Source organism: Rhizobium sp. BK491, from assembly GCF_014194925.1.
Lineage (GTDB): Bacteria > Pseudomonadota > Alphaproteobacteria > Rhizobiales > Rhizobiaceae > Rhizobium.
Genome location: NZ_JACIAR010000002.1, coordinates 679,641 through 706,226, shown reverse-complemented (window position 1 = coordinate 706,226; position 26,586 = coordinate 679,641). Strand labels below are relative to the sequence as shown.

Here is a 26,586-nt window from a genome sequence, read left to right as displayed (position 1 = left end):
TATACAAAGTATATCAAAACTCGCGAACGAAGCAATTTGACTTACTCATCCTCGCGCTTCACATGATACTCGCCGGTTTTCGGGTCCTTGACCAAGGTTCCCATCGCGCCGGTACGGCGTTCCGTTTCGGCGCGGCGGGATTTTTCGGCGAGCCGCTGGGCATCGCGCACGAAACGTCGATACAGGAACCAAATCCCGCCGACGGCGATGATGAAGAAGATGATCCGGGACATTAGCCAGCGCTCCCGCCTACAATCCGTACCGCCCCCACAATGCCTTTTCCTCTGCCGCTTCCGCAAGCCCGGATGCAATCCCGGCGCCGAGGCCATCCACGCCGCCAAGCGAAATGCCGGGAGCCTTGCGGCCGAAAAGGCTGCGCGGCGTGGTGATCAGCGTTGGCTTGACCTTGTCGCCGAAGCGCTTCCTCAACTCCTGACGCATGTCTCCCAGGCCGTCGATCAGGCCAAGCTCCAGCCCGCGGCTGCCGGTCCAGAACAGGCCGGAGAATACCGCTTCGTCCGCCGAGAGCTTTCCTGTGCGACGATCGAGCACCATGTCGATGAAGACCTTGTGGATTTCGAGCTGCAGGCTCTTCAGATATTCGATGTCCTTTTCCTTCTCCGGTTGGAACGGATCGAGGATCACCTTGTTCGCACCGGCTGTGTAGACGCGGCGCTCGACACCGATCTTCTTCAACAACTCCGGAAAACCGAACCCGCCGGAAACGACGCCGATCGAACCGACGATGGAGGTGGCATCGGCAATGATCTCGTCACCTGCGAGCGCGATCATGTAACCACCAGAGGCTGCGACATCCTCAACGAAGACCAGGACCTTCTTATCTTTCTCGGCGGCCAGATCGCGGATGCGATTGTAGATCATCCGCGACTGCACTGGAGAGCCGCCCGGCGAATTGACGATAATGGCGACGGCCGGCGCCGTCTTCACGTTGAAGGCCTTTTCAAGCGCCTGCGAAACGCCGGCGAGATTCAGCGATTGCCGCAGCGGACCACCACCGGAAGAGATGACGCCGCTCAGACGGACGACGGGTACGATCACCTCCTCCTTGCGGAAGCGCTTCGGAAGCATGCGTCTCAAGAACCCAACCATTCGTCATCCCTGTTTCATGATGTTTGTTGCCCGTGATGTATGCATGGAAACGCCAAACACAATATTGCGGATCGTATTTGATGCCCTGATGCTGAGCGCGCCGAATGGCTAGCGGCGCGGATACGAAGTGCGGCCGTTGTTCATGTCATCGACGAAATCGGTGAATTTATGCGTTCCCTCGCCATGCATGATCAATGGTGCCCGAAGCGCCAGTCTGGCCCTCGAACCCTTGATTGCCGTCACCAGAATGCGCACCGCACTCTCACCCTCGCGGGGATGGATCGGCGTGATTTCAATGCCGCCGAAGCGGCGGCCGCAGGCGGCGATGATCTCGCCGATCGATTCTGGCCGCGCGATCAGCGAGAGCTGGCCGCCCGGGATCATGATCGCGCCTGCCGTGCGGATCCACCGTTCGAACAGCCCGTCGGTCATGGCATGCGCTTCGGCCTTCAGCGCATCCGGTGTCAGCCTGTCACTGGCATCGTTGAAGGGCGGGTTCATGATGACGTGGTGGAAACTGTCGTCGACGAGACCCGCTTCGTTGCGGTCCTTGCCGGTCAGCGTGACATCGGCTTCGATTACCGAGACGCGGCCGGTAAAACGCGCATTTTCCGGCAGCAGGAGGCTCTTGCGCGCGAACTCGGCCATATCGGACGAGCGCTCGAATAGCACGACCTCCGCTCGGTCAAGTCTCGAGGCCACAGCGATTCCGGCTGCTCCGGCGCCCGCGCCGAGATCCGCCACCCGGATCGTACGCTCATCTGCGACAAGCGCTGCGAGCAGCATGGCATCCATGCCGGAGCGGTGCCCCCGGCCCTTCGGCTGCACGACATGGAAGGCGCCGCGGTGGAAGGCATCAATGGTTTCGGAGAGGCTTTCAGTCATGGCGAACCTCAGGACCGGGCCGGGCGCAACTCGTCGCCGAGGCCGGCATCGACGAGGATCCGCCGGGCCTGATCGGCACGCTCCTCCTCCACCAAAAAACGGCGCGGCAGCATCCCGAGGGAGCCTTCCAGAATGCTCATGGCCTGGTCCGCAATGAAGCAATGAATTCCCGCATCCTTCATCAGGCTCTCAGCGAATGAGAGAAGGACCGGGTCATTGGTACGGATCAACTCGTGCATAGGCCTTAGAATTCCTGTCAAATTTACGCGACGAGACAATTCGCCTCTTGCCGCCCGTTTCGCCCCTTCTTATTGTGCTTTGCAGAAAATGAACAGGAGTCCGGATCGTTGGGCGTCGTGATACCGCTGGAAGAAAGCAAGAATAAACTGGCATCCATCAAGCCGTTGGTGGACCTGACCAAGGCGGATATGGAACGCGTCAATCAGCTCATCCTGTCCAAGGCCGGCTCTGATGTGCAGATGATCCCGGAGGTTGCAGAGCACCTCATTTCCTCTGGCGGCAAGCGTTTGCGGCCGATGCTGACCATCGCGTCTGCCGCTCTTTACAGCTATCAGGGCGACAATCACATCAAGCTCGCGACATCGGTCGAATTCCTGCATACGGCGACGCTGCTGCATGACGATGTGGTCGATGAAAGCGATCTGCGTCGCGGCAAGTCCACCGCCCGGATGATCTGGGGCAATCAGGCAAGCGTGCTGGTCGGGGATTTCCTGCTCGGCCAAGCTTTCCGCATGATGGTGGAAGTCGGCTCGCTCGATGCTCTCGACGTCTTGTCCTCGGCTGCCTGCGTCATCGCCGAAGGCGAGGTGCTGCAGCTTTCCGTTTCCAAGAACATGGAGACGACGGAAGACGATTATCTCTCGGTCATCCGCGCCAAGACTGCAGCGCTCTTTGCCGCTGCAGCTGAAGTCGGCCCGATCGTCGCCAATGCCGGCAAGGGGGAGCGCAACGCGCTGAAGTCCTACGGCACCAATCTCGGCCTCGCCTTCCAGCTTGTGGACGACGCGCTCGATTATGGCGGCAAGGCTGCCGATCTCGGCAAGAATGTCGGCGACGATTTCCGTGAGGGCAAGATCACGCTGCCTGTCATCCTCGCCTATCGCCGCGGCACCGAAAAGGAACGCGCCTTCTGGCGCGAGGCCATCGAAACCGGCAACAACAGTGACGAGAATCTCGAGAAGGCTCTCGGCCTGATCACGAAATATGGCGCGCTGGCCGACACAATTGCCCGTGCCGTCCATTACGGCACCATCGCGCGTGACGCCCTGGCACCCCTGCCGGAAACGCCTTGGAAATCGGCACTTCTGGAAGTGATCGATTTCTGCATCGAACGCGTTAATTGATGGCGGCTGCCTGAATTTGTTGCAGGGCCGCTTCAAAAAAGCCATCCTGTTGTGAATCAGTTGACACGAACGCTTTATGCCGCCGGCGTCTTCGCCGGCTGTCCCTTGATGAAAGGCTTTCTAATGCGGCAGAGACTTGCCATCCGTTTCCTCTCGGGCGTAGCCCTGGCGGCGGTCCTTTCGGTGTCCGCCCTGAATGTCGCGCGCGCCGATGATAAGCCGGCGGCAGCACCGGAGGCCAGCGCCGCGGTCGCCTTCGATACGGATAGTGTCGATACCTTCGCAGGCGCTTTCCTCGCCGCCCGTACCGCCGATGTCGATCACGACTACAATACTGCCATCGCGCTCTACAAAAAGGCGCTGATGATCGACCCGAGCAATCCGGAAATTCGCCAGCGGCTGATGATCTCGCTGCTGCTGAACGGCAATCTGGAAGAGGGCGTCAAATACGCCAACGAGCTGAAGAGCGACCCTTCCGTCGAACGCGTGACCACCATCGTGCGCGGCATGGATGCCATCCGTCGTCACGAATACCGTACCGCCCAGGAAATCCTCAAGTATAGCGGTCCGAACGATCTCGACCGGATGATGACCAATCTGCTCGCCGCCTGGGCTCGCGCCGGATCCGGCCGCGGCAAGGAGGCCATCTCGATGATCGACAAGATGAAGGGCCCGGATTGGTTCAACATCTTCAAGAACTATCATGCCGGCGCCATTGCACTGACGATAGGCGACCTGAAATCGGCACGCTCGCACCTCAACGATGCGATCCTCGACAAGACCGGCGGAGCGACGGCTCCCGATACGTTCATGCGCGCCGTCATGGCGCTCGCGCGCCTCGAAGCCAAGGCCGGCGACAAGCAGAAGGCCCTGGATGCAATCTCCGTCGGCGACAATCTCGTCAGCAATTATGCTCCGTTGAATGCGCTGCGCGACAGCATCAGCAAGGGCGATACGCCGGACCAGCAGGTCACGAATGCCAGCGAGGGTGCGGCCGCCGTTCTCTTCACCATCGGTGCCGCGCTGAACCGCGACGGGGCCGAGGATGTCGTCTCGCTTTATCTGCAGATTGCCAATTCTCTCGACCCCAAAGCGGCCGATACGCTGGTGTTGCTCGGCGGGCTGGCCGAAAAGCAGGAGCAGACCGATCGTGCGATCGGCTTCTACAAGAAGGTGCCTGATGACTCGCCAATGGCCCGCATCTCCGAGCTGCAGCTCGGCCTCGCACTCGCCCAGGCGGGTAAAGTCGACGATGCACGCAAGCATCTGAAGGCGCTGATCGATTCCGATCCCAACGATGTCCGCAGCTATCTCGCCTATGGCAGCGTCCTTTCGGATGCCAAGGACTTCCAGGCCATGGCCGACAATTACGACAAGGCCGTACAGATCATCGGCCCCGTGCCAAAGCGCAGCGACTGGGCGGTGTTCTTCCAGCGCGGCATTGCCTATGAGCGGCTGAAAAAGTGGGCGGATGCCGAGCCGAACTTCAAGAGGGCCCTTGAGCTCAATCCGGATCAGCCGCAGGTGCTGAATTATCTCGGCTATTCCTGGGTCGATATGAACATGAACCTCGACCAGGGTCTGGACATGATCAAGAAGGCCGTCGATCTGAGGCCTGACGACGGCTATATCGTCGATTCGCTTGGCTGGGCCTATTTCCGCCTCAACCGTTTCGACGATGCCGTGAGCGAACTGGAGCGGGCAGCACAGCTCAAGGCCGGCGACCCGACGATCAATGATCACCTCGGCGACGCCTACTGGCGAGTCAATCGTAAACTCGAAGCCGTCTATCAGTGGAATCGGGCGCTCGCCTCGAAGCCGGAAGAGGCCGATATTCCGAAGATCAAGGAGAAGGTCGAGAAGGGCTTGCCGCCGCGCGACAACGATCCGAAGACCGTCGACAAGAGCAAGCAGCCCGATCCGGCGCCCGCCCCCTCGTCCGACACGAACGCTCCGGCGCCGGTCGACAAGAAGTCCTAAGACTTCCATGAGCACGATCTTGGCAGCGGGTGATTTCGACCTTACGGAAGAAGCGCCCGCAAAGATCAATCTTGCGTTACATGTCACGGGGCGCCGCGCCGACGGCTATCATCTGCTGGACATGCTCGTCAGCTTTGCCCGCCACGGCGATCGTCTTTTCTTTCGCGCAAGTGCGGATGACGATTTCAGCCTTTCGGGACGGTTCGGCCCGTTGCTTTCGGCCGATGCCGAGGCCGGCGACAATCTCGTGCTCAAGGCGCGCGATCTCTTGCGCCAGGCAGCCAATTCATCCGGTCTCGATGCTCCCGCCGTCCATATTCATCTGGAAAAAAACCTGCCGATCGCATCGGGCATCGGCGGCGGTTCGGCGGATGCGGCGGCGGCATTGCGTGGGCTCATGCGGCTCTGGCGCCTCAGCCTGCCTGAAGGCATCCTCAAAACGATCACCCTGAAGCTTGGCGCCGATGTGCCGATGTGTCTTTCGAGCCGGCCGCTGATTGCGCGTGGAATTGGCGAGGCGATAGATTTGCTGCCTTCCTTTCCTTCTTTTCCGATGATTCTCGGCAATCCGCTCGTCGGCGTCTCCACGCCTGACGTGTTCCGCCAATTGTCGCGCAAGGATAATCCGCCATTGCTGTTTCCGTCGCAAATGCCGCAGGGTCAAGGCGAATGGATCGACACGATCAAGGCCCTGCGCAACGATCTCGAACCGCCGGCGCGCTCGATCTGCGGCGAGATTGGCGTGCTTTCCGGCCTGATCGAAAGCGAATCTCCGATCCTGACGCGCATGTCCGGCTCGGGCGCCACCTGTTTCGGCATCTTCGCGGATGCCGAACGGGCGAAGAAAGCCGCCGCCTCGCTTCACAGACAGAAGCCGGACTGGTATTTCCAGGTAACGGAGACGATCGCGGGAGAGGCATGATGGCAGGTCCGGTCAACGAAAGATCCTTCATTCCCATCGGCATCGCAGTATTGACCGTTTCCGATACGCGCACGCTCGCCGACGACAAATCCGGCGATACGCTGGTTGCCCGCATTGCGGAAGCCGGCCATAGGCTTGCTGCCCGCGCCATCGTTCCCGACGACAGGGAGCGCATCCGCGCGCAGGTGGAAGCCTGGACCAAGGACGATACGGTCGATGTCGTGATCACCACCGGCGGCACGGGCTTTACCGGCCGCGACGTCACGCCGGAAGCGCTGGAGCCTTTGTTCGAAAAGCGCATGGATGGGTTTTCGGAAGTCTTCCATCGCATCTCCTATGACAAGATCGGCACGGCGACCATCCAGTCGCGGGCCACAGGCGGTGTGGCCAATGCCACCTTCATCTTCGTATTGCCGGGCTCTCCCGGTGCCTGCAAGGATGCCTGGGACGGCATCTTGAAGGCGCAGCTCGACTATCGCCACATGCCCTGCAATTTCGTGGAGATCATGCCGCGCCTCGACGAGCATCTAAAGCGCGGCGCCGGCTCGAGATAGGTCTTCTGCTCGCTGCGATATTGCGTGGCGGTCATGCCTTCGGCAGGACAGGAATTGATTCCCAGGAATCGCCGCTGAGTATGATGCAGCTCCGGCCGGATACGTCGCTCATAAGCAGTGTCCAGTTGCCGCTCTCAGCAGCATAGATCTCAACGATCGTGCTTTGATCGAGCTTGCCGACAGCCGAAAGCTTTTCCGAAAGATGGTCGCCAAGAAACGCGACGATATCGACGCGCCTGGCACAGGCCAAGGTTACCTGAGCGGCGGCATTGCCGGGGGAAAGAATTGCACTCGCAACGAAGAGAGTTGCCATGAGGCGGTAGAGCATCGTGCGTTTCATAACGCACCTCCTTTCGCCGAAATCCCGGCGAAAAAGGAGAATTCCGATGACCAATTCCGCCTGATATCGGCATCTTCATGGTCGGTCACTAACGCGACACGCGTAGGGTGCCGCCACACACGAATTATCGCAGCTATTCCCGCGTTTACAAATGGAATCTGCGAAACGTGAAACCCTATCGCGCCGCGCGCGCCACCCAGGACGGAATGAGTTCGCTTGAAAGCCTGCGGCCCTTCTGGCCCTTGGCAAATTCCGCGAGCTGCATGCCCGACCTGGCGATCGCGATGGCCTGGTGCTTCGAAAGCAGCAGGCCCAACTCCAATGGCGGCGAACGGCGGCCGATCCGCTTCAGAAAGGGCCGCCGATAGCCGCGCGACGCGGTAAACCGCGCCGGGCCTTTGTTCAGGGAGACATATTCGGCGACCTCGTCGATCCAGCCCGCTTGCGGCCGCGCGCCCGGCTCGACCAGCAACAGCCATTCGCCGCGGGCCGCCCGCAATATGTCCTTGATATCCCACTGCGAGTAAAAGCGGCAGCCGGCAGCATCCGCCACTTTCGATGTGCCATCACTCGAACCGTGATCGAGCACGATCACGTCGCTGACCAGCCCCTCGACCGCGCCTGCCACCAATGCCGCCAATGTCTGCGCCAGCTCGGGTTCGTGATCCTGGCATTCGATGATGACCGTCAACATTGGCCATTTATAGAGCGGCGCATAATTTATTGCCAGCACCCAACCTTCGGCTCCAAACGTTTAAGAAAAGCATCATATGCCGCCGGAAACACTCACCGCCGGTATCGCCAAACACCTCCTCTCAACGAGGTGGAAAATGGTGATTTCGGATTTTTGTTCTTGCAATGTTCTCATTTATCGGATAGGAATTTAATCATCTTAGACGCGGCGTGCGATGGCATAAGCCGCCCGGAGCTACCGATGAACGAGCAGTCCCTTGCAGGGCAGGCCGCTTTCGCGCCTGCCAATACGGCAGATGTTGCCAACGCTTTGATCGCCGATTCCGGTCTCAGGGTCGATGTCGAGCGTCGGCGCGGACGCGGCGCCGGATTGAACCCGAGCGGCCGGTTCGAGCCGCAGCAGCGCGAGGCCTTCGACGACGGCTGGCAGAGCTGGGAAGAGCTGCCGCCTTTCAAAACCGAAGTGCAGGTGGAGAAGCCGCGCACGGCCATTACACGCAACGAATCGCCCGACATACCCTTCGATCGATCGATCAACCCTTATCGCGGCTGCGAGCACGGCTGCATCTACTGCTTCGCGCGGCCGACGCATGCCTATATGGGCCTGTCGGCAGGGCTGGATTTCGAATCGAAGCTGTTTGCCAAGCCGGATGCGGCCAAGCTTCTGGAACGCGAACTAGCAAAGCCCGGCTACAAGCCGCGCGTCATCGCCATAGGGACGAATACTGATCCCTACCAGCCGATTGAGAAGGAATGGCGGATCATGCGCCAGATCCTCGAAGTGCTGAACCGGGCGAACCATCCCGTTGCTATCGTCACCAAATCTGCGCTGGTCATGCGCGATATCGATATTCTAAAGGAGATGGCCGCCAAGAACCTTGTGCGGGTGGGATTGTCGGTGACGACGCTCGACCGCAAGCTCGCGCGCACCATGGAGCCCCGGGCGGCGACGCCGCCACGGCGGCTGGAGGCGATCCAGGCTTTGAACGAGGCCGGCATCCGCACTGCGATCATGGTGGCGCCGATTATCCCTGCCCTCAACGATCATGAAATCGAGCGTATCCTCGACGCCGGCAAGGCCGCCGGCGCGCAGGAAGCAAGCTATGTCATTTTGCGGCTGCCGCTTGAGGTGAGCCCGCTCTTTCGCGATTGGCTGCTGCAGCATTATCCAGATCGCTATCGCCACGTCATGTCGCTGATCCGCTCGATGCGCGGCGGCAAGGATTACGATGCGGAGTTCGGCAAGCGCATGAAGGGCGCCGGGCCTTATGCCTGGCAGATCAGCCGCCGATTCGAAATGGCGACGCGCCGGCTCGAGCTTACGCGCCGCAATATCGCTTTGCGCGACGATCTGTTCGTGCCGCCAGACGGCAGCGGCGTCCAGTTGTCGCTGCTTTGATATTCCTTGCGGGTTTTCCCTGACCCCGCTGGAAAAGCCCCCCGGTTCGCCGCCCTGATCCACCGGGGGCTTGCAGGAGATCGGGTGGTGTGCGAGCTTCGCCGCATGACACGCAGCACATCACCCGATTCTCCAATGCTTTTCGAGGACGCCCCGCTCGTTCCCACGTTTGAGCTGGAGCTGATTGCGCGCCGAGCCGGCCATTGGCCTGTCGCCGGGGCCGATGAGGCTGGCCGGGGCCCGCTTGCCGGACCGGTGGTCGCCGCCGCCGTCATTCTCGACCCTGAGCGGATCCCGCAAGGGCTCAACGATTCCAAACAGCTGACCGCGGCCAGACGCGAAGAGCTGTTCGTGGAGATTCTCGCAACAGCAACGGTCTCTATCGCCTCGTCGAGTGCCGGTCGTATCGACACGACCGATATCCGCAAGGCAAGCCTCGATGCGATGCGCCGTGCCATTTGCGGACTTGCCGTGCCGGCAAGCTATGTGCTGACCGATGGGCTCGATGTGCCAGCCGGGCTTGCATGCCCGGGAAAAGCCGTCGTCAAAGGAGACGCGCGCTCCTTCTCCATCGCTGCCGCATCGATCGTCGCCAAAGTGACCCGCGACCGGATGATGGCGCGCGCGGGCATTGTCTTTCCAGCCTATGGTTTCGCAGCCCATGCCGGCTATGGCACTCCTCAGCATCGCGCTGGCATCGAGGAGCATGGTCCCTGCCCGCTGCACCGCATGAGCTTCCGTCCGCTGCGTAAAGAGGCCGTTTGAAACTCAGCCCGTCAGTCCGGCGACGATTTCAGTCGAGCATTTTCTGATATAGGCGATGTCTTCCCTGTAGATGCGATCATGTCCTTCCTGGAGATTCCGGCGATATCTCTCGATGCCGCGGGCAGCTTCCCGTTCCATGAAAATCAATAGCGCCTCAAGCCGCTCGACGATGACGTCAAGCAATGAGCTACGCTCGTTAACGGACAGGCCATAGGCATCGATAAAGATACGGGTGCGACCGACTTGGGCGGCAAGAGTGTCCATTCCCTTGATAGCGACGCCGAAGGACAGCGGCGCCCAGCGATAGACGGCATAAGCCAGATCCCACATTCGCGGACCGGGATGCGCAGCCTCGAAATCGATGATACCGCTCACTTCGCCATGGTTCAGGACGACATTGTAGGGGGCAAAATCCCCATGGCAGATTACCTCGCAAGGCGAGCGGGCCGGCAGTTGCCATGCGTAGCTAGCCGCGAGGCTTTTTGCGAACAGGGCGGAGCAATCGTGATAGCGACGCAGTAGAGATGCAGCCGACCGCAGCGCCTTTTCGCCGCGCATAGCGGCGTGGCAATCGAGATCGCCGGTATCTCCGGGCAGATAGGTTACCTGCTCCCAGACCTCGTCATATCCAGCCGGATGCGGAGCTGCATCGAAACCATACCGATGTAGCGCAGCCAGCAATGCATGGACGCCCCGTGTCCAGGTGGCCACCGGTCTCACGATGAGATCGTCTTGACGAAACGGTTCGCTGCCAGTCGTTGACTGCATCCACTCTCCCCTCATGCACTGATCTTGCCTCCCACTGTGGCGATGATCAATCATGACTGAGCATGAAACAAAAAAGCCCCGCGGAAGCAGGGCTCTTTCGAATTCGATATTGCGAGGGCTTAATTCAGCCGCGTCTTCACTTCCTTGACAGCGTCGTTGAAGAGGCCGGACTGAACGCTGCCATCGGCCTTCTTGGCAAGCACCGATTCTGCAGCGGCGATTGCCAGATCGACGGCAGCGGAGCGGACCGCCTTCATCGCATCGGCTTCGGCCTGCTTGATCTTCTGCTCGGACAGAGCCGTACGGTTGGCGACGAACTCCTCGGTCTTCTTGCGAGCCTCGGTCGTCAGCATTTCCGCTTCGCGCTCGGCTGCGGCAACAATATGTGCTGCTTCAGCCTCGGCTTCCTTGCGCTTGCGCTGATATTCGGCCAGCAGGTGCTGTGCCTCTTCACGCAGGCGCTTGGCTTCGGCCAGCTCGTTACGGATCTGATCGGCGCGGTCGTCCAGCGACTTTGCCATCATGCCGGGAACCTTGAGGTAAACGATCAGGCCTAGGAAGATGAGAAGGCTGACAAACGCGAAGAAGGTGTTGTCGAAAGAAAATTCCATGGATCAGCCCTCCTGCTTTGCGGCGGCTGCCGCAACCGCAGAGGCGACATCGGCCTTGCCGGCAACATTTCCGACCAACTGCTCGACGACAGCACCGGCGGTCTCTTCGGCAATTGCACCGACATCACCGAAGGCTTTCGCCTTGATTTCAGCAATGCGGCCTTCTGCGGCCTTGAGCTTCTCAGCCAGGCTCGCCTCGATTGTCTTGCGATCCTCTTCGGCCTTGGCCTTGGCGGCATCGCGAGCGGTGGCGCCGATGGAATTTGCCTTGGCGCGCGCAGCAGCCAATTCGCTTTCATAGGTCGCGACGGCGGCGTCGGCTTCAGCCTTCAGACGCGAGGCTTCCTCGATATCCTGGGCGATCCGGTCGTGCCGGCTTTCCAGAATGGTGCCGACGCGCGGAATAACGATCTTCTGCATGGCCACGTAGAAGATGACGAAGGTGATCACCAGCCAAAGCAGCTGTGATGGATACGTCGTATGGTCAAACGGCGGGAATACGCCGCCGTGATGGCCTTCATTCGGCGCACCCGTTTCCGTGTGCACCGCTCCGGCGGCCGGCGGTGCTTCTTCAGCATATGCCGGGGTCACAAACATGCTCACCTCCAGGTGGTCTGCAAATACAAAGAATCACGGCTCGCTGCTCGCGAACCGTGATCTATGACGCCGCTGATATCAGACGGCGAAGAGCAGGAGGAGAGCGACGAGCAGCGAGAAGATGCCCAGAGCTTCCGTAACGGCGAAGCCGAATACCAGACGGCCGAACTGGCTGTCAGCAGCCGACGGGTTGCGCAGTGCGCCGGACAGGTAGCTGCCGAAGATATTGCCGAGGCCGAGAGCCGTGCCGGCCATACCAAAGCAAGCCAAACCTGCGCCGATGAACTTTGCTGCTTCCGCGTCCATGTTGAACTCCTTTGAAATGGTTGTGCGGTGAATGACTGACGCCATTAGACGCCAATGTCTTTATCCTTAGTGGCCGCCCGGATGGATTGCGTCGTTGAGGTACATGCAAGTCAGCACCGCAAAGACGTAAGCCTGAAGGAAGGCGACAAGGAACTCGAGACCGGTGAGGGCGACGGTCATGATAAGAGGAAGAACAGCTCCGCCGATACCAAGCGCGCCGAGGGCTCCGAGCGAGGCGACAAAGCCTGCGAACACCTTGAGCGTGATATGACCGGCCAGCATGTTGGCGAAAAGACGAACAGAGAGTGAAACCGGGCGGGAGAGGAACGAGATGATCTCGATCGCCACTACCAGCGGCAAGAGAACTCCCGGAACACCTTCAGGAACGAAAATCTTGAAGAAGCCGAAACCATGCTTGATCAAGCCGTAGAAAATAACGGTGAAGATGACGAGCAGTGCGAGCGCCAGCGTGACGATGATCTGGCTGGTGACGGTGTAGAAGTAAGGAACGAGGCCGAGCAGGTTCGCCGTGAGGACGAACATGAAGAGAGAGAAGACCAGGGGGAAGAATTTCATTCCCTTCGTCCCCGCCCCCTCTTTCAACATCGAGGCGATGAACTCATAGGCCATTTCCGCAACGGACTGCAAGCGCGTCGGGACAACGGCGCGTGGCGCGCTGGCAAAATACAGAAAGCCCGCGGACAGCACTGCCGAGGCAACCATGAACAGCGAAGCATTGGTGAACGAAAAATCAATTCCACCGATATCGATCGGGATAATCTTAAAGATCAGGAACTGATGGGTAGGATCGTTTGCCACCGCTTGTTCTCTTTCATTATTCCGCTCCACCGAGCAGATGCTTCTCATCTGGAAACAACGCCGCTGCGTCGCTTCCGCTCATTTCTTACCAGGCTCACGCCCCTGCGGCTCCGGCGTCGCCACCTTGCCTGCAGAGCGTAGCACATTCAGCACGCCGGCACAGAATCCGAGAAGCAGCAAAATAATCATGCCCCACGGCGTCGTACCGAGAAAACGGTCCAGGACATAGCCCAGAACGGCTCCAACGATGATTGCAGCAATGAACTCACTGGAAAGCTTCATCGCCTGAGCGTAGCCCTTGCGGCTCTCCTCGGCGCGAACCTCCCCGCGTTCATCCTCTCTCACCGCAGCGCGCTTGTTCGCCAATTCGGCTCCAAGCTGCGCCCGCCGCTGTTCCAGACCCTCGTCGCGGTCATCCGTCATGGTGGCACCCTCCCCATTTTCGTTGCGCGCAATCCCTGTACCCCGGTCAACGCGTAAACGAACAGCAGGTTTCGCCACCTTTCGGCCCGTTTTGAAGTCGCGCGCAACATAGTTTTAGGAAAAAGCATAGTCAAGGCGTAGACACCATCTGTCCAGCCATAAATTAGCCCAATTAAATCATGAGTTTAGAGCGAAAGAGCCATATTGACCGAAAACTGAGCTGAAGAATCCTCTTCAGCCCATGCTTTCCCGTGGCTTTTTTGCCGGGGGAAGCGGCCCTGCCGCTGGTGTCAATCTGCCGGAACCAGTCGCCTCAGCTCCAGCCGCCGCCATAGGTCCTATAGAAGATGTGCATACCTATGCGGCCGACCTTCACCATTTCGGCTGCCCATTTCGGCCGGACATAGACAGCATGATAGTGAGTGGCGGAACCAACTTCCGGCAGCCAGATCTTGCCGGCGGTGACCGCCATGGCGACCTGGCGGGCAATACGCCAGTGTTCTGGCGAATTGACGCGCTCCTTGACGTTGTCACAGGCGAAGGAGAACTGGCAAGCGTTGGTCCAATCCTCATTCTGGTAGACGACGCCGCAGATGGTCTTCGGATAGGCGGGGTTGCGGACGCGGTTGAGAATAACCTGGGCGACAGCGGCCTGTCCTTTCACGGACTCGCCGCGCGCCTCGAAATAGATGCCGGTAGCAAGGCATTGCTGCTCGTCGGATGAAAAGACCGATGGCGGCAGGACATTGGCGGCCCAGGCATGATCCTTCGGGCCGATCTGCGGCACGAAACGCCCCTCGTCGTCCTGATCCTTGGCCAGAATGGAATCGAAGGGCGAGACACGGGCATAGTCCGGCGCCGGCGAGGCATAGGCGGCGGCCAGAACATCGGCATTCTGGTTGGTGACCAGATTGGCGATATAGGCCGGCATGCTCTCGTCCGGCTTTGGCGGCTCCTTCTTGTAGAAGGCGGTGGCAATCTGGATTTCCTTGCCGCCGAGGTTCGGCTTCAGGAATGCCGTGCGTTCGCCGGTTGCCGATTCCGGCCGAAGCAGCAGGCTTTGACGCTGCAGCACGGAGCCTGCGGAAAAATCCTTCGGCGGCAGCATCGGCGTGATGGCCACCACCCTGCCCTTCTTGCTCTGCCTGTTGATACGGTCCTCATCGGGCCGGGGATCGCTGCCCTTGCCTTCGGATTGGAACGCGACGCGCCGTCCATCCGGCAATATCAGACCGCCGTCTCCAATGGCAGACGACGCCTTGGCATCGCCAAAGGCCAGCTCCGCCTGATGGGTGGAGCCGGCCGGCGAATCTGTCATCACCATGCGCCAATTGGCTCCTTCCCTATCGATACCCGCAAGCAGGCCGGCAAGATCGCCATAGGCGGCCGTCGACGGAAAAATAAGCCAGGCGCAGAGCCCGAAGACAGCTGGAGAGGTCCAATTTTGTGGCAGGAACCGCGACTTGCGGCTGACATAACGCGAGCGAGACAACACCGGACTCCAAACGGCACTCGAAACCAGGAGCCGGAATAATCTCCCATTAACCTTGATGGATGGTTAATTCGGGCGAATCTATGGTCATGCAGGCGGTGAACCGAAAACAAAAGACCCGGCGGAATATCCACCGGGTCTTCTGAACCAATTGCAAGAATATCCGCGTCAGATGATGACGTGCGAGCCTAGTTCCACCACGCGGTTGGCCGGCAGGCGGAAGTAGTCCGAGGGATCGGTCGCGGCGTTGGCGAGGGCGATATAGAGCCGGTCCTGCCAGTGCGGCATGCCCGATTTCGCATCCGGCACCAGCTTGCGGCGACCGAGATAGAAGGAGGTCGACATGATGTCGAACTTCAAGCCGGTCTTGCGCAGGGTCGCCAGCGCTTGCGAGACATTCTGTGATTCCATAAAGCCGAAGCGCAACTCGACGCGCGAGAAACGGTCCGAAACCTTCTCGACGGTATAACGATCCTCCTGGGCGACGCGCGGCTTGTTGATGGTGCGGATCGTCAGGATGACGTTCTTGTCGTGGAGGACGTGATTATGCTTCAGATTATGCAGCAGCGCGGCGGGAGCCGATTCCGGATCGCTCGTCAGGAAGATCGCCGTACCCGGCACATGCGCCGGCGAGTGATCGCTCTTGCGCTCGATCGAGCTGACGAAGGATGAGAGCGGGATATCGGTATGGCGTGTCTTTTCCATAAGGATCGCGGTGCCGCGGCGCCAGGTCCACATGATGACGGTAAAGGCCGTCGCGATCATCACCGGCACGTAGCCGCCATCGTGGATCTTCAAGAGGTTGGCGCCGAGGAAGACGAATTCCAGCAGCAAGAGCGGCGTGAGCACGGCAACCGCCATCGGCAGCGTCCAGTTCCAGCGGACACGGACGAATTCAAAGGCCATGATCGAGGTAACGACCATCGCGCCGGTCACTGAGATGCCATAGGCGGTCGCCAGCGCATCCGAGGTCTTGAAGGCCAGCACCAGGAAGATGACGCCGAAGAACAGGACCGTGTTGACCGACGGCAGGAAGATCTGCCCGGTATTGGTCTCGGAGGTGAAGAGGATTTCCATGCGCGGCAGGAAGCCGAGGTGAATCGCCTGGCGGGTCAACGAGAAAGCACCCGTGATGACAGCCTGGCTGGCGATGATCGTCGCCATCGTGGCAAGAATGACCACCGGCAGGATCGCCCAGTGCGGATACATCAGGAAGAACGGGTCCGACATAGCCATGGGGTCACGCAGCACCAGCGCGCCCTGACCGAAGTAGTTTAAGGTAAGCGACGGAAACACCAGCACGAACCAGGCCCACTGGATCGGGCGGCGGCCGAAATGCCCGAGGTCGGCATAGAGCGCTTCCGCGCCCGTCACCGTCAGGAACACGGCACCGAGAACGACGACGCCGAGGAAGCCCTCGCGCATCAGAAAGGTCACCGCGTACCAGGGATTGAGCGCTGCCAGAATGCTGTAATCATCAGAAATGTGCATGATGCCGACAAGACCCATGACGATGAACCACAGCGCGGTGATCGGGCCGAAGAAACGGGCGACGGCACCAGTACCATGCGACTGGATCGCAAAAAGCAATGCCAGAATGGCCACCGATATCGGCACGATATAATCCGACAATTGCGGGGTCACGAGCTTCAGACCTTCGACCGCCGAAAGGACCGAAAGCGCCGGCGTAATCATCGCGTCGCCGAGGAAAAGCGCGGCACCCAGCAATCCCAGCAACATCAGGATGGCGGTGTGGCCGTTCGCCGTCTTCATCAACAGCGCCAGGAGCGAGAGCGTGCCGCCTTCGCCGTCATTGTCCGCGCGGAGCAGAAAAAGGACATATTTGATCGTGACGATGATCGTCAGCGTCCAGAACATCAGCGAGACGACGCTGATGACTTCGCCGCGCGTCAGGCCGTCGGCGGCCACCGGCTTCAATGCTTCGCGAAAGGCATAGAGCGGGCTCGTACCGATATCGCCATAAACAACGCCGACCGAACCGAGGGCGAGGTAGGCGAGCTTGCGAGCGTCCATTTTCCCGTCGGGAGAATGATGGGTTTCGTTAGACATTCAGGATCACTAGACTCTCAGAGCCAGCCTTTCCAGCGAAAAAAGAAAAACGGAACGATGGCGGAAACCACCATCAACAACAGCGATGCAGGGTAGCCGAAGGCAAAATGCAATTCGGGCATATGTTCGAAATTCATGCCATAGACGGAGGCGACAAGCGTCGGCGGCAGGAACACCACGGAAGCGATCGAGAAGATCTTGATGATGGCGTTCTGCTCAATGTTGATCAGCCCCAGCGATGCGTCGAGCAGGAAGGTGATATTGCCCGCGACGAAGGACGCATGCTCGGAAAGAGATTGAACATCTCTCGAAACATTGCGGCAGAGATCCCTTGCTTCGTGGTCCTGCTGCATGGCGGGGATAGCTTGAAGGAAGGTCAGCAGGCGCGACAGCGAACTCAGACTGTCACGTATCTTGCTGAGCGTACGGTGATAGCGCGCTATGTCCTTGAGCTTTTCTTCGAGATAGTTCCCCGGCCGGCGGACCTTCTTCACGCGATCGCCAAATACATGCACCGACAATATATCGACACCGGCAACCGTCTGTTCAAGGACCTCGGCGGTCCGGTCGACGATCGTTTCGAGCAGCTTCGCCAGGAGCGCCACGCCTGTGCGCCGATCCTGTGGGATACGCTGAAGCGCCGCGATGAAAAGCGCGAAGGACTTCGGCTGAGCATAGCGGATGGTGATCAACCGAGGTCCCGCCAGGATAAAGGCGACGTCGGTCAACATCGGTAGGCTGGTATCGGCCTTGCACAGGAGCGAGGCCGTCAAAAAGACCGAGCCGTCCTCGATATAGAGCCGGCTCGAGGGCTCTATATCCTTCATGTCCTCACGCGTCGGCACTTCGAGCCCAAGCAGCCGCTCGATATTGGCTTCCTCCTCGCGCGACGGATCGACCATGTCGATCCACACGGCGTCGTCGGGCAACCGATCGATGGCCGAAAGATCGGGAAGCTCGAGCGGCTTCGAACCTGAGCAATAGGCAGTTATCAACTGCGCGCTCCTGCGGCGGCGCGGATGCAGGCGGCGTCAGGACACCTTGCCCGCATCCTCTGCGATCTCACCAATGTCCGACAAAAAAAGCTCATAAAACCCCGGTCATATCCCGCCCGTCCGGCCGGGAATCCGTGTTCATGTTCCATTGCGCTGCTGTACCAATCCCTCGTCCGTCCGGGCGAAGACGCCTGCGCGGCCGAAATAAAACCACCATTTGGCGGAGATTGGTCATCGGAAACGACCGACCAGTTCCACGCAGGCGGCGCATATGCAGCAAAGCTCGCAAAGAATCAAGTCACAACCTCTTCATCGCATGCTTCGCCGCAGTTTGGCCAATCCTGCGAAGTCATAGCACAGGATGCCGACAAGACAATCCGCCGCCACGGGGAAAGCAGATCCGTCCTGGTGAATTATTCAAATACGATCGATGGCGCCGCGCGCTGTGGACTATCTGCGACTTGCTTCCAGACCTTGGCCGCGATTTCGCGATAAATATTTGCAACGACCCCGTTCGGCTCGGCGGCGACAAGCGGCGTTCCCGCATCCGAGGTCTCGCGAATGCCCATGGTCAGCGGCACTTCGCCCAGGAAAGGCACGCCGATGCGCTCCGCCTCCTTGCGAGCGCCGCCATGGCCGAAGATATCATAGCGCGCGCCGGTATCGGGGGCGATGAAGTAGCTCATATTCTCCACGATGCCGAGGACCGGAACCTCGACCTTGCGGAACATGTTCAAGCCCTTGCGCGCATCGATCAGCGCCAGATCCTGTGGCGTCGAGACGATGACGGCACCGGCAAGCGGCACCTGCTGCGCCATGGTGAGCTGCACGTCGCCGGTGCCGGGCGGCATATCGACAACAAGCACGTCGAGCTCGCCCCAGGCGACCTCGCGCAGCATCTGCAGCAGCGCCGATTGCACCATCGGCCCGCGCCAGATCATTGCGGTTTCCTCCTCGACGAGGAAACCCATCGACATGACCTTAAGGCCGTAATTCTCCATGGGATTGATGATGCGCCCATCGATCTGGGTCGGGCGCCCGGAAATCTTCAAGAGGCGCGGCATCGAAGGGCCGTAGATATCGGCATCCAGAATGCCGACCTTCAAGCCGTTGGCAAGCAGCCCCAGCGCCAGATTGACCGCCGTCGTCGATTTGCCGACGCCGCCCTTGCCCGAGGCGACCGCGATGATGGCTTTGACGCCCGGAACACCGATCTTGGCGGCGCGGGGCGGCTGTTGCGGCGCGTGCTGATGAGGATGCGAATGGGAATGGGCGTGCGGGGCAGCCTGTGCAGGTGCGGGCCTCGCCGCCGGAGCACCAGCCTTCTTGTCGGCCGTCAGCGCGACCAGGGCGCCCTTGACACCGGGCATGTCCTTGATGACGCGCTCAGCGGCAAGACGCAGCGGCTCCAGATCCTTGGCGCGCTCGGCGGGAACGGTGATGGAGAAATAGACCTTACCATCGGAGATGAACACATCGGAAACCATGCCGAGCTCGACGATATTGTGCTCCAGGTCCGGGCCGCGAACCGTCTTCAACGTTTCCAGCACCTGTTCCTTGGTGATGTCTGCCATTTCATCCTCACTGCAGAATCTTTTTCGGCAGCGCGGCATACGCGGGCGCTTTCCGAAATCATTCTGGCTTAGATAGTAGAGAGGCGTGGCTTCGCCAAACGAAATTCGGGACGCCGTTGATAAAAACGTCTTCGTTGCGGCCGGCAGGTCCGCCGGGTCCATAAAGAAAAACCCTTACCAGCCGCAACGCTCTCCCAATTCGGGAAGACATGGTCGCGGGCCGACATAGATCATTCATTTGAAATATATAGGGCAACGGCGCGAAAATCGTCTCGAAACTGCGTCGGAACCTAATCAGCGTGCCAAATAAGTAACAACCGCCGCCGATCCCTTCGCCGGGAGAAGCTATGGCGAAGGTGTCGGCGGCGGTCGCTTGATCCGCGCACGTTTTCATCGGCGCTGTTATCAAAGTCCCCTCTGGACCTCTGTTTCCTAAGAAGCAGGAAGCGTGCCAGTTTCCAAAAATCCGGAAAGCGACGAGTCTTCAGCATGTTATCTGAATCGCACCTGGAACAGGAGAGCGGATGGTCGCTGCAGAGTTCATCATATTTTATTTGCAGCGCACAAAAATTATTCACATGCTGCGCAAATTCCCATCACCGCCGTATCATGGCATCGCCGCAATGGAAGGCCTCGCTATTTTATCAATCCGACACGCAGGGCCTTGGCGACGGCCTGCGTACGGTTGACAGTGTCGAGCTTCTTGGTTGCGCGATTGAGGTAGTGATTGACCGTATGCTCCGACAGGGAGAGGATTTCGGCGATTTCGGCGCTGGTCTTTCCAGCGGCCGTCCAATTCAGGCAATCGATCTCACGGTCGGTAAGGGTGTCGACGACGCGAACATCCAGGTTACGAATTTCGGCAAGCCGGTCGAAAACGTGAACCGCAATATAAAAGAGATCCTTGATCTCCTGCGGCGAAAAGTGTTCGCGATCGCCAGCCAAAGAAACAGCGCCGCGAAGACCCGAGGCATCATGGGTCGGGAAATAAGCGAAACGCGTCATGCGGAAACGCTCAAACAAAGCCACGACAAGCTGCGATTTGTTTTCTTCGCGATTGGGATTTGCCACCACGTCATAAAGAAAAGGCAGCGTGGAGGCGCGCAGGCGCAGCAACACGGGACTGGTCGACAGCAGGCTTTCCTGATCATAGATCGACAGCAGCTCGGCCGGCCAGTTGTTGATTACCGAGCTGCTTTGCAGGTCGGAGGATGTGATCGGCGGAAGATTAAGGACCATGAAGGCGCGGCACCGGTAGGCCTCCGTCAATCCCTTCATGAAACGGAACACATCGAACTGCGTTTTAAGCCTGGTGATTTCCTCGATCAGATCCTCGTCGCGAGGGGACATTCCTGCTTGTACCAATGCCGCCATCATCAGTCTTCTTTATGTAAAAGAGGGCAAAAATACGAAGCTTCCGCTCGCTGCCCTTTACGATTAACGTCCCGGCGCCACTATCGGCAGCTCGGCACAATATAAGTTTTCCAAAATCGTGATCGCGTCGACGCCCGTTACTATTATCTCCCCCTCGTCACCTCGCTAAATCCTCTACGGCTTCAGCAATCACCTGAAGATAATGGCAGTTCTTTGCCATATCTCAACAGTAAAATTCAAGATAAACGAGCAATTGCGCTAAGATCCCGCGCCGGAGGCATTAAATCCCCCGGAGTTCCCGCAGTCGTTGCGCCAGATCTGCTGGGATCAGCGTTTGGGGCCCATGCGGTTGCGCATGTCCATCATGATCGAATCAGCGGCAACGACCACCCGTGGCGCCCATGCCTGCAGCCTCTGCTGCGTGACGCGATAGGCCGGGCCGGTCACCGAGATTCCGGCAAGCATATGACCATCATCGGACCGGATCGGCGCAGCGACGCAGCAGATACCGTTTTCGTGTTCCTCAAGATCGAAGGCGTAGCCCCGCGCCCTGATTTGCGAGATATCAGAGAGCAGCTCTGAGGCAGAGCGAAGGGTGTGCTCTGTGTAGGGGCGATATTCTAGACCTGAGATTCTCTCTGCAAGCTCGGCGTCGTCGAGCGCAGAAAGCGCCGCCTTGCCGACACCGGTACAATAGGCGGGAGAAGCATTGCCGACCTGCGAATACATCCGCACGGATTGCTGACCCTCCACCTTGTCGAGATAGATCACCTCCGCGCCCCGCAGGACGCCGAGATGCACGGTTTCACCCGTCACCTCCTGCAAACAGTGAAGATGTGGCTCGGCAATCGCCCGAAACTCGTTGCGCGCCCAACTGCGTGAAGCAAGGGTCAGGAGCCGCAATCCGATCCGATAGCGCCCGTCGCGGTCGACCTCAAGAAGCCCCTCCTCGACAAGATGCGACAATTGCCGATGCAGCGAGCCGCGCGGCTGCTCGGAAAGCGAGAGAATGTCGGTAAAGCGCATGGGGCCATCAGCCAACGCGACGAAATCGAGCAGGGAGACAAGCTTTCCGAGCGTCCCCGTTTCCCGATCGCGATGCCTTTTATTTTTTCCCGCCTCTGAACCCAGACCCATACTCATTCATTTATCTCTGGCAAAGCCGCACTGTCCTTGACACTGTGCAAGGGTAGTCCGATAATTCCATATAGTCAAATTACGTTCCGAATAATGGAACTTTTCATTGATCTTGGGAGGAGACATCTTGGCCGATATTCAGGCGCAATTTCCCGATCTGAAAGATCGCACGGTTCTCGTCACCGGCGGAGGCTCCGGCATCGGCGCAAGCCTGGTAGAGGCTTTTGCCCGTCAGGGGGCGAAAGTCGCCTTCATTGATATAGCCGAGGAACCCAGCAAGGCGCTGGCGGCCAAGCTTTCAGGTCAATTTGCCCATCCTGTTGCCTTCTACCATGCCGACCTGCGCGATGTCGGCGCGATCAAAAGCACAGTTGCGTCCGTCGAGGCCGATCTCGGGGCGGTCCGGGTCCTCGTCAACAACGCGGGTTGGGACGACCGGCACGACATCGACACCACGACCGAAGAATATTGGGACAACAATCAGGCGATCAATCTGAAGCAAGTCTTCTTCGTCTCACAGGCGGCGGCACCGGGCATGCGCGCAGCCGGCGGCGGCGCGATCATCAACTTCTCCTCGATCGTCTTCAAGATGAACCCGCCGCTTCTGTCCTCCTACGCGACCGCGAAGTCCGGCATCATCGGGCTGACCAAGAGCTTTGCCGGACGCTTCGGGCCGGAGAATATCCGCGTCAACGCCGTTCTGCCTGGAATGATCGTCACACAGCGCCAGCTCGACCTCTGGCTGACGGAGGACGGCATGGCGAAGATGATGGACCGGCAATGCCTGAAGCGCGTGCTGAGCCCCGAGGATCTGGTCGGTCCAGTGCTCTTCCTGGGTTCGGACTGCTCCGGCGCCATGACCGGACAGGCCATCACTGTCGATGGCGGTATTTTCTAATCTCAAGATTTCTGACGCAAGACTTGGAGCATTTCTTATGACGAAACCGGCATATGTCGCCGTGGACTGGGGCACCAGCAGTTTTCGGCTGTGGCTGATCGGCGAAGACGGCAGCATTCTCGCGGAGCGCCGTAGCGGCGAAGGCATGACCACGGCTGCGCAAACCGGCTTTGACAAGGTCCTGCAGGCACATCTCGACGCCGTATCGGCGCCGGACGCCGTTCCCGTCATCGTCTGCGGCATGGCCGGCGCGCGCCAGGGCTGGGTGGAAGCCGGCTACATCGACACGCCAACCTCCCTTGCCGCAATCCTCACCGCCGCTGTTTCCGTGCCCGGACAATCCCGCGATATCCGTATCCTGCCTGGCCTGGCGCAACGCAGCCAACAGGTACCGGACGTCATGCGCGGCGAGGAAACGCAGCTGCTCGGAACGATTGCGGCCGATGCCACGGGCGAACAACTCGTCTGCATGCCGGGAACCCATTCGAAATGGGTGCGCGTGCTGGATGGTCAGGTGACAGGCTTTTCCACCTTCATGACGGGCGAGCTTTTCGACGTCATTACCAAGCACAGCATCCTGTCGCACGCGGTTGCCGGTGCTGCAGACATGCCGGCCGACACAAAGACATTCGAGACCGCCCTCAAGACCGCCCTGGATAAGCCGGCGCTCCTCACCAATCTACTGTTTACCGCTCGCTCCGGCCAGCTTCTCAACGGGCTGACGGCAGCCGGCGCGCAGGCGCTCATATCGGGCACACTGATCGGCGCGGAAATCGCCGGCGCGCGCGCCTCTGCGGGGCAGAATGCGGCCATCACGCTCGTTGCCTCCGGCCGCCTCCAGGCGCTCTACGAAGACGCGTTCCGCGCCGTCTCCCTCCCCTTTAAGACGATCGACGCCGATGCCGCCGTCCGTCGCGGACTTTCCGCTGCGGCCGAAGCGATCTGGTTCAAGAAAGAAAGTAAAAGCTGATGACAACTCGCACCCCCTTTCCGCCCATGAAGCGCCCGCTCATTGCCATTCTTCGCGGCATCAAGCCCGAGGAAACGGCTGACATTGTCGGCACGCTGATCGAGACAGGCTTCACGGCAATTGAAATCCCGCTGAATTCGCCGGAGCCGTTCCGCTCCATCGAAATCGCTGCCAAGATGGCGCCGACCGATTGCCTGATCGGCGCCGGCACGGTGCTGACGGTCGAAGATGTCGACAGGCTTGATGGCGCCGGCGGCAAGCTCCTGGTGACACCGAATGTGGAGCCTGCGGTCATCAGCCGCGCCCGCGACAAAGGCATGGTGACGATGCCCGGCGTCTTCACCGCCACGGAAGCGCTTTCGGCCGCGCGCGCCGGTGCCACCGGGCTTAAATTCTTCCCCGCCGGCGTGCTCGGCGCCTCCGGCATCACGGCCATTCGCGCAGTGCTGCCGCCGGAACTCGTCATTGCGGCGGTCGGCGGCGTTTCGGACAAGAATTTCGCCGATTACACCAAGGCCGGCGTGCTCGCCTTCGGCCTCGGCACCAGCCTCTACAAGCCGGGAATGACGGCTGCAGAGGTTGCCGAACGTGCCAAGGTCACCATTTATGCCTATGATGCAGCCGTAGGAGCCTGATCTATGACCGATATTCATGATTTTCAGGGGAATATTCTCTGCAACACCTCCTCCGTCCTCGGGGAAGGCCCAACCTACGACCCTGATACCGATACAGTCTGGTGGTTCAACATCCTCGGCAAGGAATTGCACGAATTGCACCTGCCGACCGGCAAGAAGCAGGTTCACGAGCTGCCGATGATGGCGAGCGTGCTGGCACGCGTCGATGCGGAACGGCAGATGATCGCGACCGAACAGGGTCTCTTCCTGCGCGATATCGCAACTGGCGAATTGAGCTTCTATGCGGCCATTGAAGCCGACAAGCCCGAAAACCGCTCCAATGACGGACGCACGCATATTTCCGGATCGCTCTGGATCGGCACCATGGGAAAGCGCGCCGAGATGCAGGCGGGCGCGATCTATCATGTCGCCGGCGGCAAGGTGACCAAGATTTTCGACCAGATCAGTATTCCGAATTCCATCTGCTTCTCGCCCGATGGCACGATCGGATATTTCACCGATACCCGCGTCAGCCAGCTCATGCGCGTGCTCGTGGATCCCGAGACGGGGCTTCCGGCGGGCGAGCCGATCGTCATGGTCGACAGCATGGAAGATCCAGGCGGCCTCGACGGCTCGGTCTGCGACGCTGACGGCTATATCTGGAACGCGCGCTGGGGCTCCGGCTTCGTCGACAAATACAGCCCGGATGGCCTGCGCATCGAGCGCTATCGCGTGCCCGCCATGCAGCCATCCTGCCCCGCCTTCATCGGCAAGAATGCGGACCGGCTGGCCGTGACGACCGCCTGGGAAGGGCTGGATGAGGAGGCCCGCTCGATGCAGCCGCAGGCCGGTGCTCTTCTGGAGCTTGGTCTGACGGTGAAGGGCGTTTTCGACCCCCCATACAAGCTTTGATTGAAAGCCGCCTTTAGCCGATCAGGCTGAGGGCGGTATTATTTTGCCGGGTCATGCAGGGCGCAAGATACGTTCGGCCTCGAAACAAATTGAAATCTAAACTCGATCGTTCTCTGCGATCTAGTAATCTTTCCGGTTGTCTTTTGCCGCGGTAGCTATTGATTCCCCAACATATTCCTTTTGTTTCCGAGCTGCACGACGCAATTTCTGCAACTTTTGACGGAACCAAAACCTCCCTGAGCCATTGCTTCTAGGACCGGTCCGATAACGGCCGGCATCACAAAAGTTCCACTCGCGCTGGTAAGCATGCGCGTATGACGAAGCATGCCCATCAGAATGAAAGGTAGGTTCACGATGACTGGGAAACTCTTCACTTCCGTTGCCGCAGGCGCCATCTTTGCTACGGCGTCCGTGCTTTCACCCATGGCTTTTGCCCAGGCGCAACAGCCATCGAACGGCGGCGCAGGCAATAACGCGCCAGTGACGCAAAGCGCACCGGCAACGCCTGACGTCACCAAGCCTGCTAGCTCGGCAGCACAGAAAAGTGCTCAGGCTCCTGCCCCCGCAACGGGCGGCCAAGCTGGCTATCTGACCACACAATCCGCGGATCAGATCAGCGCCAAGACCTATATGGGCCAGTCGGTCTATAACGGTCAGAATGAAAGCATCGGCAGCATCAACGACCTGATCCTGCAGAAGCAGGGCGGTGTTGTTGCCGCCATCGTCGGTGTCGGCGGCTTCCTTGGCTTAGGCCAGAAAAACGTCGCCGTTCCTTTTGATAAGATCAGCGCTACCCAGAACCCTCAGGACGGGACGGTGAAGCTGACGACGACTGAAACGGCCGATTCCCTGAAGGCTGCACCGGAGTTCAAGACCCTCTCGATGCAGGCTTCCGAAAAGGCTGCTCAATCCTCCGGAACGTCGACAATGCCGGCAACCGATAACACGACGACTTCGTCGACCACCAACAAGTAAATATCGACGAAGTCTGGCGAAATACAGAAGCGGCGACCC

General features: G+C 59.6%; 29 protein-coding genes. 11 read left to right on the top strand and 18 right to left on the bottom strand.

Annotation, left to right across the window (positions count from 1 at the left end; genetic code table 11):
• Window positions 1-41: 41 nt before the first annotated feature.
• From FHX05_RS11305 to FHX05_RS11290, 4 genes are all read right to left on the bottom strand, one after another.
• Entirely contained in the window at window positions 42-233 is a 192-nt protein-coding gene (locus FHX05_RS11305) for a hypothetical protein (protein ID WP_112335442.1), read from the bottom strand.
• Between the two features lie 16 nt (window positions 234-249).
• A complete protein-coding gene (locus FHX05_RS11300) occupies window positions 250-1,110 on the bottom strand; it encodes a S49 family peptidase (RefSeq protein ID WP_183871696.1) in 861 nt (286 codons plus the stop codon).
• Between the two features lie 108 nt (window positions 1,111-1,218).
• A complete protein-coding gene (locus FHX05_RS11295) occupies window positions 1,219-1,995 on the bottom strand; it encodes a methyltransferase (RefSeq protein ID WP_183871694.1) in 777 nt (258 codons plus the stop codon).
• 8 nt (window positions 1,996-2,003) lie between these two features.
• The gene (locus tag FHX05_RS11290) at window positions 2,004-2,234 is read right to left on the bottom strand and encodes a DUF2007 domain-containing protein (RefSeq protein ID WP_112611437.1); all 231 of its coding nucleotides are present in this window, start codon (window positions 2,232-2,234) and stop codon (window positions 2,004-2,006) included.
• 108 nt (window positions 2,235-2,342) lie between these two features.
• Between FHX05_RS11290 and FHX05_RS11285 the strand changes: the two genes are divergently transcribed.
• The 4 genes from FHX05_RS11285 (at window position 2,343) to moaB (ending at window position 6,815) form a co-directional block, all read left to right on the top strand.
• The gene (locus tag FHX05_RS11285; RefSeq protein ID WP_112611435.1) at window positions 2,343-3,359 is read left to right on the top strand and encodes a polyprenyl synthetase family protein; all 1,017 of its coding nucleotides are present in this window, start codon (window positions 2,343-2,345) and stop codon (window positions 3,357-3,359) included.
• Window positions 3,360-3,482: 123 nt separating this feature from the next.
• The gene (locus FHX05_RS11280) at window positions 3,483-5,339 is read left to right on the top strand and encodes a tetratricopeptide repeat protein (RefSeq protein ID WP_183871692.1); all 1,857 of its coding nucleotides are present in this window, start codon (window positions 3,483-3,485) and stop codon (window positions 5,337-5,339) included.
• Between the two features lie 7 nt (window positions 5,340-5,346).
• Window positions 5,347-6,261, top strand: coding sequence for a 4-(cytidine 5'-diphospho)-2-C-methyl-D-erythritol kinase (locus tag FHX05_RS11275; RefSeq protein WP_183871690.1), 915 nt, complete (start codon window positions 5,347-5,349; stop codon window positions 6,259-6,261).
• Complete coding sequence (gene moaB, locus FHX05_RS11270) at window positions 6,261-6,815, top strand: molybdenum cofactor biosynthesis protein B (RefSeq protein ID WP_183710949.1); 555 nt, start codon at window positions 6,261-6,263, stop codon at window positions 6,813-6,815. Before FHX05_RS11275 ends, moaB begins: the two co-directional genes overlap by 1 nt.
• Window positions 6,816-6,846: 31 nt before the next feature.
• Here moaB and FHX05_RS11265 read toward each other — a convergent pair whose 3' ends face one another.
• Window positions 6,847-7,155 carry a hypothetical protein gene (locus FHX05_RS11265; protein ID WP_183871688.1) on the bottom strand — a complete coding sequence of 103 codons (309 nt, stop codon included), beginning with the start codon at window positions 7,153-7,155 and terminating at the stop codon, window positions 6,847-6,849.
• Window positions 7,156-7,330: 175 nt separating this feature from the next.
• A complete protein-coding gene (locus FHX05_RS11260; RefSeq protein WP_112611449.1) occupies window positions 7,331-7,849 on the bottom strand; it encodes a glycosyltransferase in 519 nt (172 codons plus the stop codon).
• Between the two features lie 240 nt (window positions 7,850-8,089).
• Here FHX05_RS11260 and FHX05_RS11255 point away from each other — a divergent pair, with 240 nt between their 5' ends.
• Together FHX05_RS11255 and FHX05_RS11250 are read left to right on the top strand one after the other, a co-directional pair.
• A complete protein-coding gene (locus FHX05_RS11255; RefSeq protein WP_112335433.1) occupies window positions 8,090-9,247 on the top strand; it encodes a PA0069 family radical SAM protein in 1,158 nt (385 codons plus the stop codon).
• A gap of 105 nt (window positions 9,248-9,352) precedes the next feature.
• On the top strand, window positions 9,353-10,012 hold the full coding sequence (locus tag FHX05_RS11250; protein ID WP_112335708.1) for a ribonuclease HII: 660 nt from the start codon (window positions 9,353-9,355) through the stop codon (window positions 10,010-10,012).
• Window positions 10,013-10,015: 3 nt separating this feature from the next.
• Here FHX05_RS11250 and FHX05_RS11245 read toward each other — a convergent pair whose 3' ends face one another.
• From FHX05_RS11245 to FHX05_RS11190, 12 genes are all read right to left on the bottom strand, one after another.
• On the bottom strand, window positions 10,016-10,870 hold the full coding sequence (locus FHX05_RS11245; protein WP_210294867.1) for a phosphotransferase: 855 nt from the start codon (window positions 10,868-10,870) through the stop codon (window positions 10,016-10,018).
• A 29-nt stretch (window positions 10,871-10,899) separates the two neighbouring features.
• Window positions 10,900-11,391 carry a F0F1 ATP synthase subunit B gene (locus FHX05_RS11240; RefSeq protein ID WP_112335431.1) on the bottom strand — a complete coding sequence of 164 codons (492 nt, stop codon included), beginning with the start codon at window positions 11,389-11,391 and terminating at the stop codon, window positions 10,900-10,902.
• A 3-nt stretch (window positions 11,392-11,394) separates the two neighbouring features.
• Entirely contained in the window at window positions 11,395-11,988 is a 594-nt protein-coding gene (locus FHX05_RS11235) for a F0F1 ATP synthase subunit B (protein WP_112335430.1), read from the bottom strand.
• A 78-nt stretch (window positions 11,989-12,066) separates the two neighbouring features.
• Window positions 12,067-12,294: a F0F1 ATP synthase subunit C gene (locus FHX05_RS11230; RefSeq protein ID WP_015338972.1), complete on the bottom strand. Its 228-nt coding sequence runs from the start codon at window positions 12,292-12,294 to the stop codon at window positions 12,067-12,069.
• Between the two features lie 66 nt (window positions 12,295-12,360).
• Window positions 12,361-13,113, bottom strand: a complete 753-nt coding sequence (locus tag FHX05_RS11225) for a F0F1 ATP synthase subunit A (RefSeq protein ID WP_183871686.1) — start codon at window positions 13,111-13,113, stop codon at window positions 12,361-12,363.
• Between the two features lie 78 nt (window positions 13,114-13,191).
• Window positions 13,192-13,536, bottom strand: a complete 345-nt coding sequence (locus FHX05_RS11220) for an AtpZ/AtpI family protein (protein ID WP_112335428.1) — start codon at window positions 13,534-13,536, stop codon at window positions 13,192-13,194.
• A gap of 313 nt (window positions 13,537-13,849) precedes the next feature.
• The gene (locus tag FHX05_RS11215) at window positions 13,850-15,028 is read right to left on the bottom strand and encodes a cell wall hydrolase (protein WP_183871684.1); all 1,179 of its coding nucleotides are present in this window, start codon (window positions 15,026-15,028) and stop codon (window positions 13,850-13,852) included.
• Between the two features lie 168 nt (window positions 15,029-15,196).
• A complete protein-coding gene (locus FHX05_RS11210; RefSeq protein WP_112611419.1) occupies window positions 15,197-17,098 on the bottom strand; it encodes a potassium transporter Kup in 1,902 nt (633 codons plus the stop codon).
• Window positions 17,099-17,115: 17 nt separating this feature from the next.
• A complete protein-coding gene (locus tag FHX05_RS11205) occupies window positions 17,116-18,093 on the bottom strand; it encodes a magnesium transporter CorA family protein (RefSeq protein ID WP_112335424.1) in 978 nt (325 codons plus the stop codon).
• A 413-nt stretch (window positions 18,094-18,506) separates the two neighbouring features.
• Window positions 18,507-19,667, bottom strand: a complete 1,161-nt coding sequence (apbC, locus tag FHX05_RS11200) for an iron-sulfur cluster carrier protein ApbC (RefSeq protein ID WP_183871682.1) — start codon at window positions 19,665-19,667, stop codon at window positions 18,507-18,509.
• A gap of 636 nt (window positions 19,668-20,303) precedes the next feature.
• Complete coding sequence (locus FHX05_RS11195; RefSeq protein ID WP_183710961.1) at window positions 20,304-21,044, bottom strand: LuxR family transcriptional regulator; 741 nt, start codon at window positions 21,042-21,044, stop codon at window positions 20,304-20,306.
• A 324-nt stretch (window positions 21,045-21,368) separates the two neighbouring features.
• Window positions 21,369-22,178 (bottom strand): IclR family transcriptional regulator, encoded by an 810-nt coding sequence (locus FHX05_RS11190; RefSeq protein WP_183872430.1) that lies wholly within the window; start codon window positions 22,176-22,178, stop codon window positions 21,369-21,371.
• Between the two features lie 127 nt (window positions 22,179-22,305).
• On the opposite strand from FHX05_RS11190, the gene FHX05_RS11185 reads away from it, so the two are divergent.
• The 5 genes from FHX05_RS11185 to FHX05_RS11165 all read left to right on the top strand — a co-directional run bounded on the left by FHX05_RS11185 (window position 22,306) and on the right by FHX05_RS11165 (window position 26,547).
• Window positions 22,306-23,076, top strand: coding sequence for an SDR family oxidoreductase (locus tag FHX05_RS11185; RefSeq protein WP_183871680.1), 771 nt, complete (start codon window positions 22,306-22,308; stop codon window positions 23,074-23,076).
• Between the two features lie 37 nt (window positions 23,077-23,113).
• The gene (locus FHX05_RS11180) at window positions 23,114-24,046 is read left to right on the top strand and encodes a 2-dehydro-3-deoxygalactonokinase (RefSeq protein WP_183871677.1); all 933 of its coding nucleotides are present in this window, start codon (window positions 23,114-23,116) and stop codon (window positions 24,044-24,046) included.
• Complete coding sequence (locus FHX05_RS11175; RefSeq protein ID WP_183871675.1) at window positions 24,046-24,681, top strand: 2-dehydro-3-deoxy-6-phosphogalactonate aldolase; 636 nt, start codon at window positions 24,046-24,048, stop codon at window positions 24,679-24,681. The genes FHX05_RS11180 and FHX05_RS11175 overlap by 1 nt, the downstream gene beginning before the upstream one ends.
• A 3-nt stretch (window positions 24,682-24,684) precedes the next feature.
• On the top strand, window positions 24,685-25,572 hold the full coding sequence (locus FHX05_RS11170; protein WP_112335417.1) for an SMP-30/gluconolactonase/LRE family protein: 888 nt from the start codon (window positions 24,685-24,687) through the stop codon (window positions 25,570-25,572).
• Between the two features lie 354 nt (window positions 25,573-25,926).
• Window positions 25,927-26,547, top strand: coding sequence for a PRC-barrel domain-containing protein (locus FHX05_RS11165; protein WP_112611407.1), 621 nt, complete (start codon window positions 25,927-25,929; stop codon window positions 26,545-26,547).
• Window positions 26,548-26,586 lie beyond the last annotated feature (39 nt).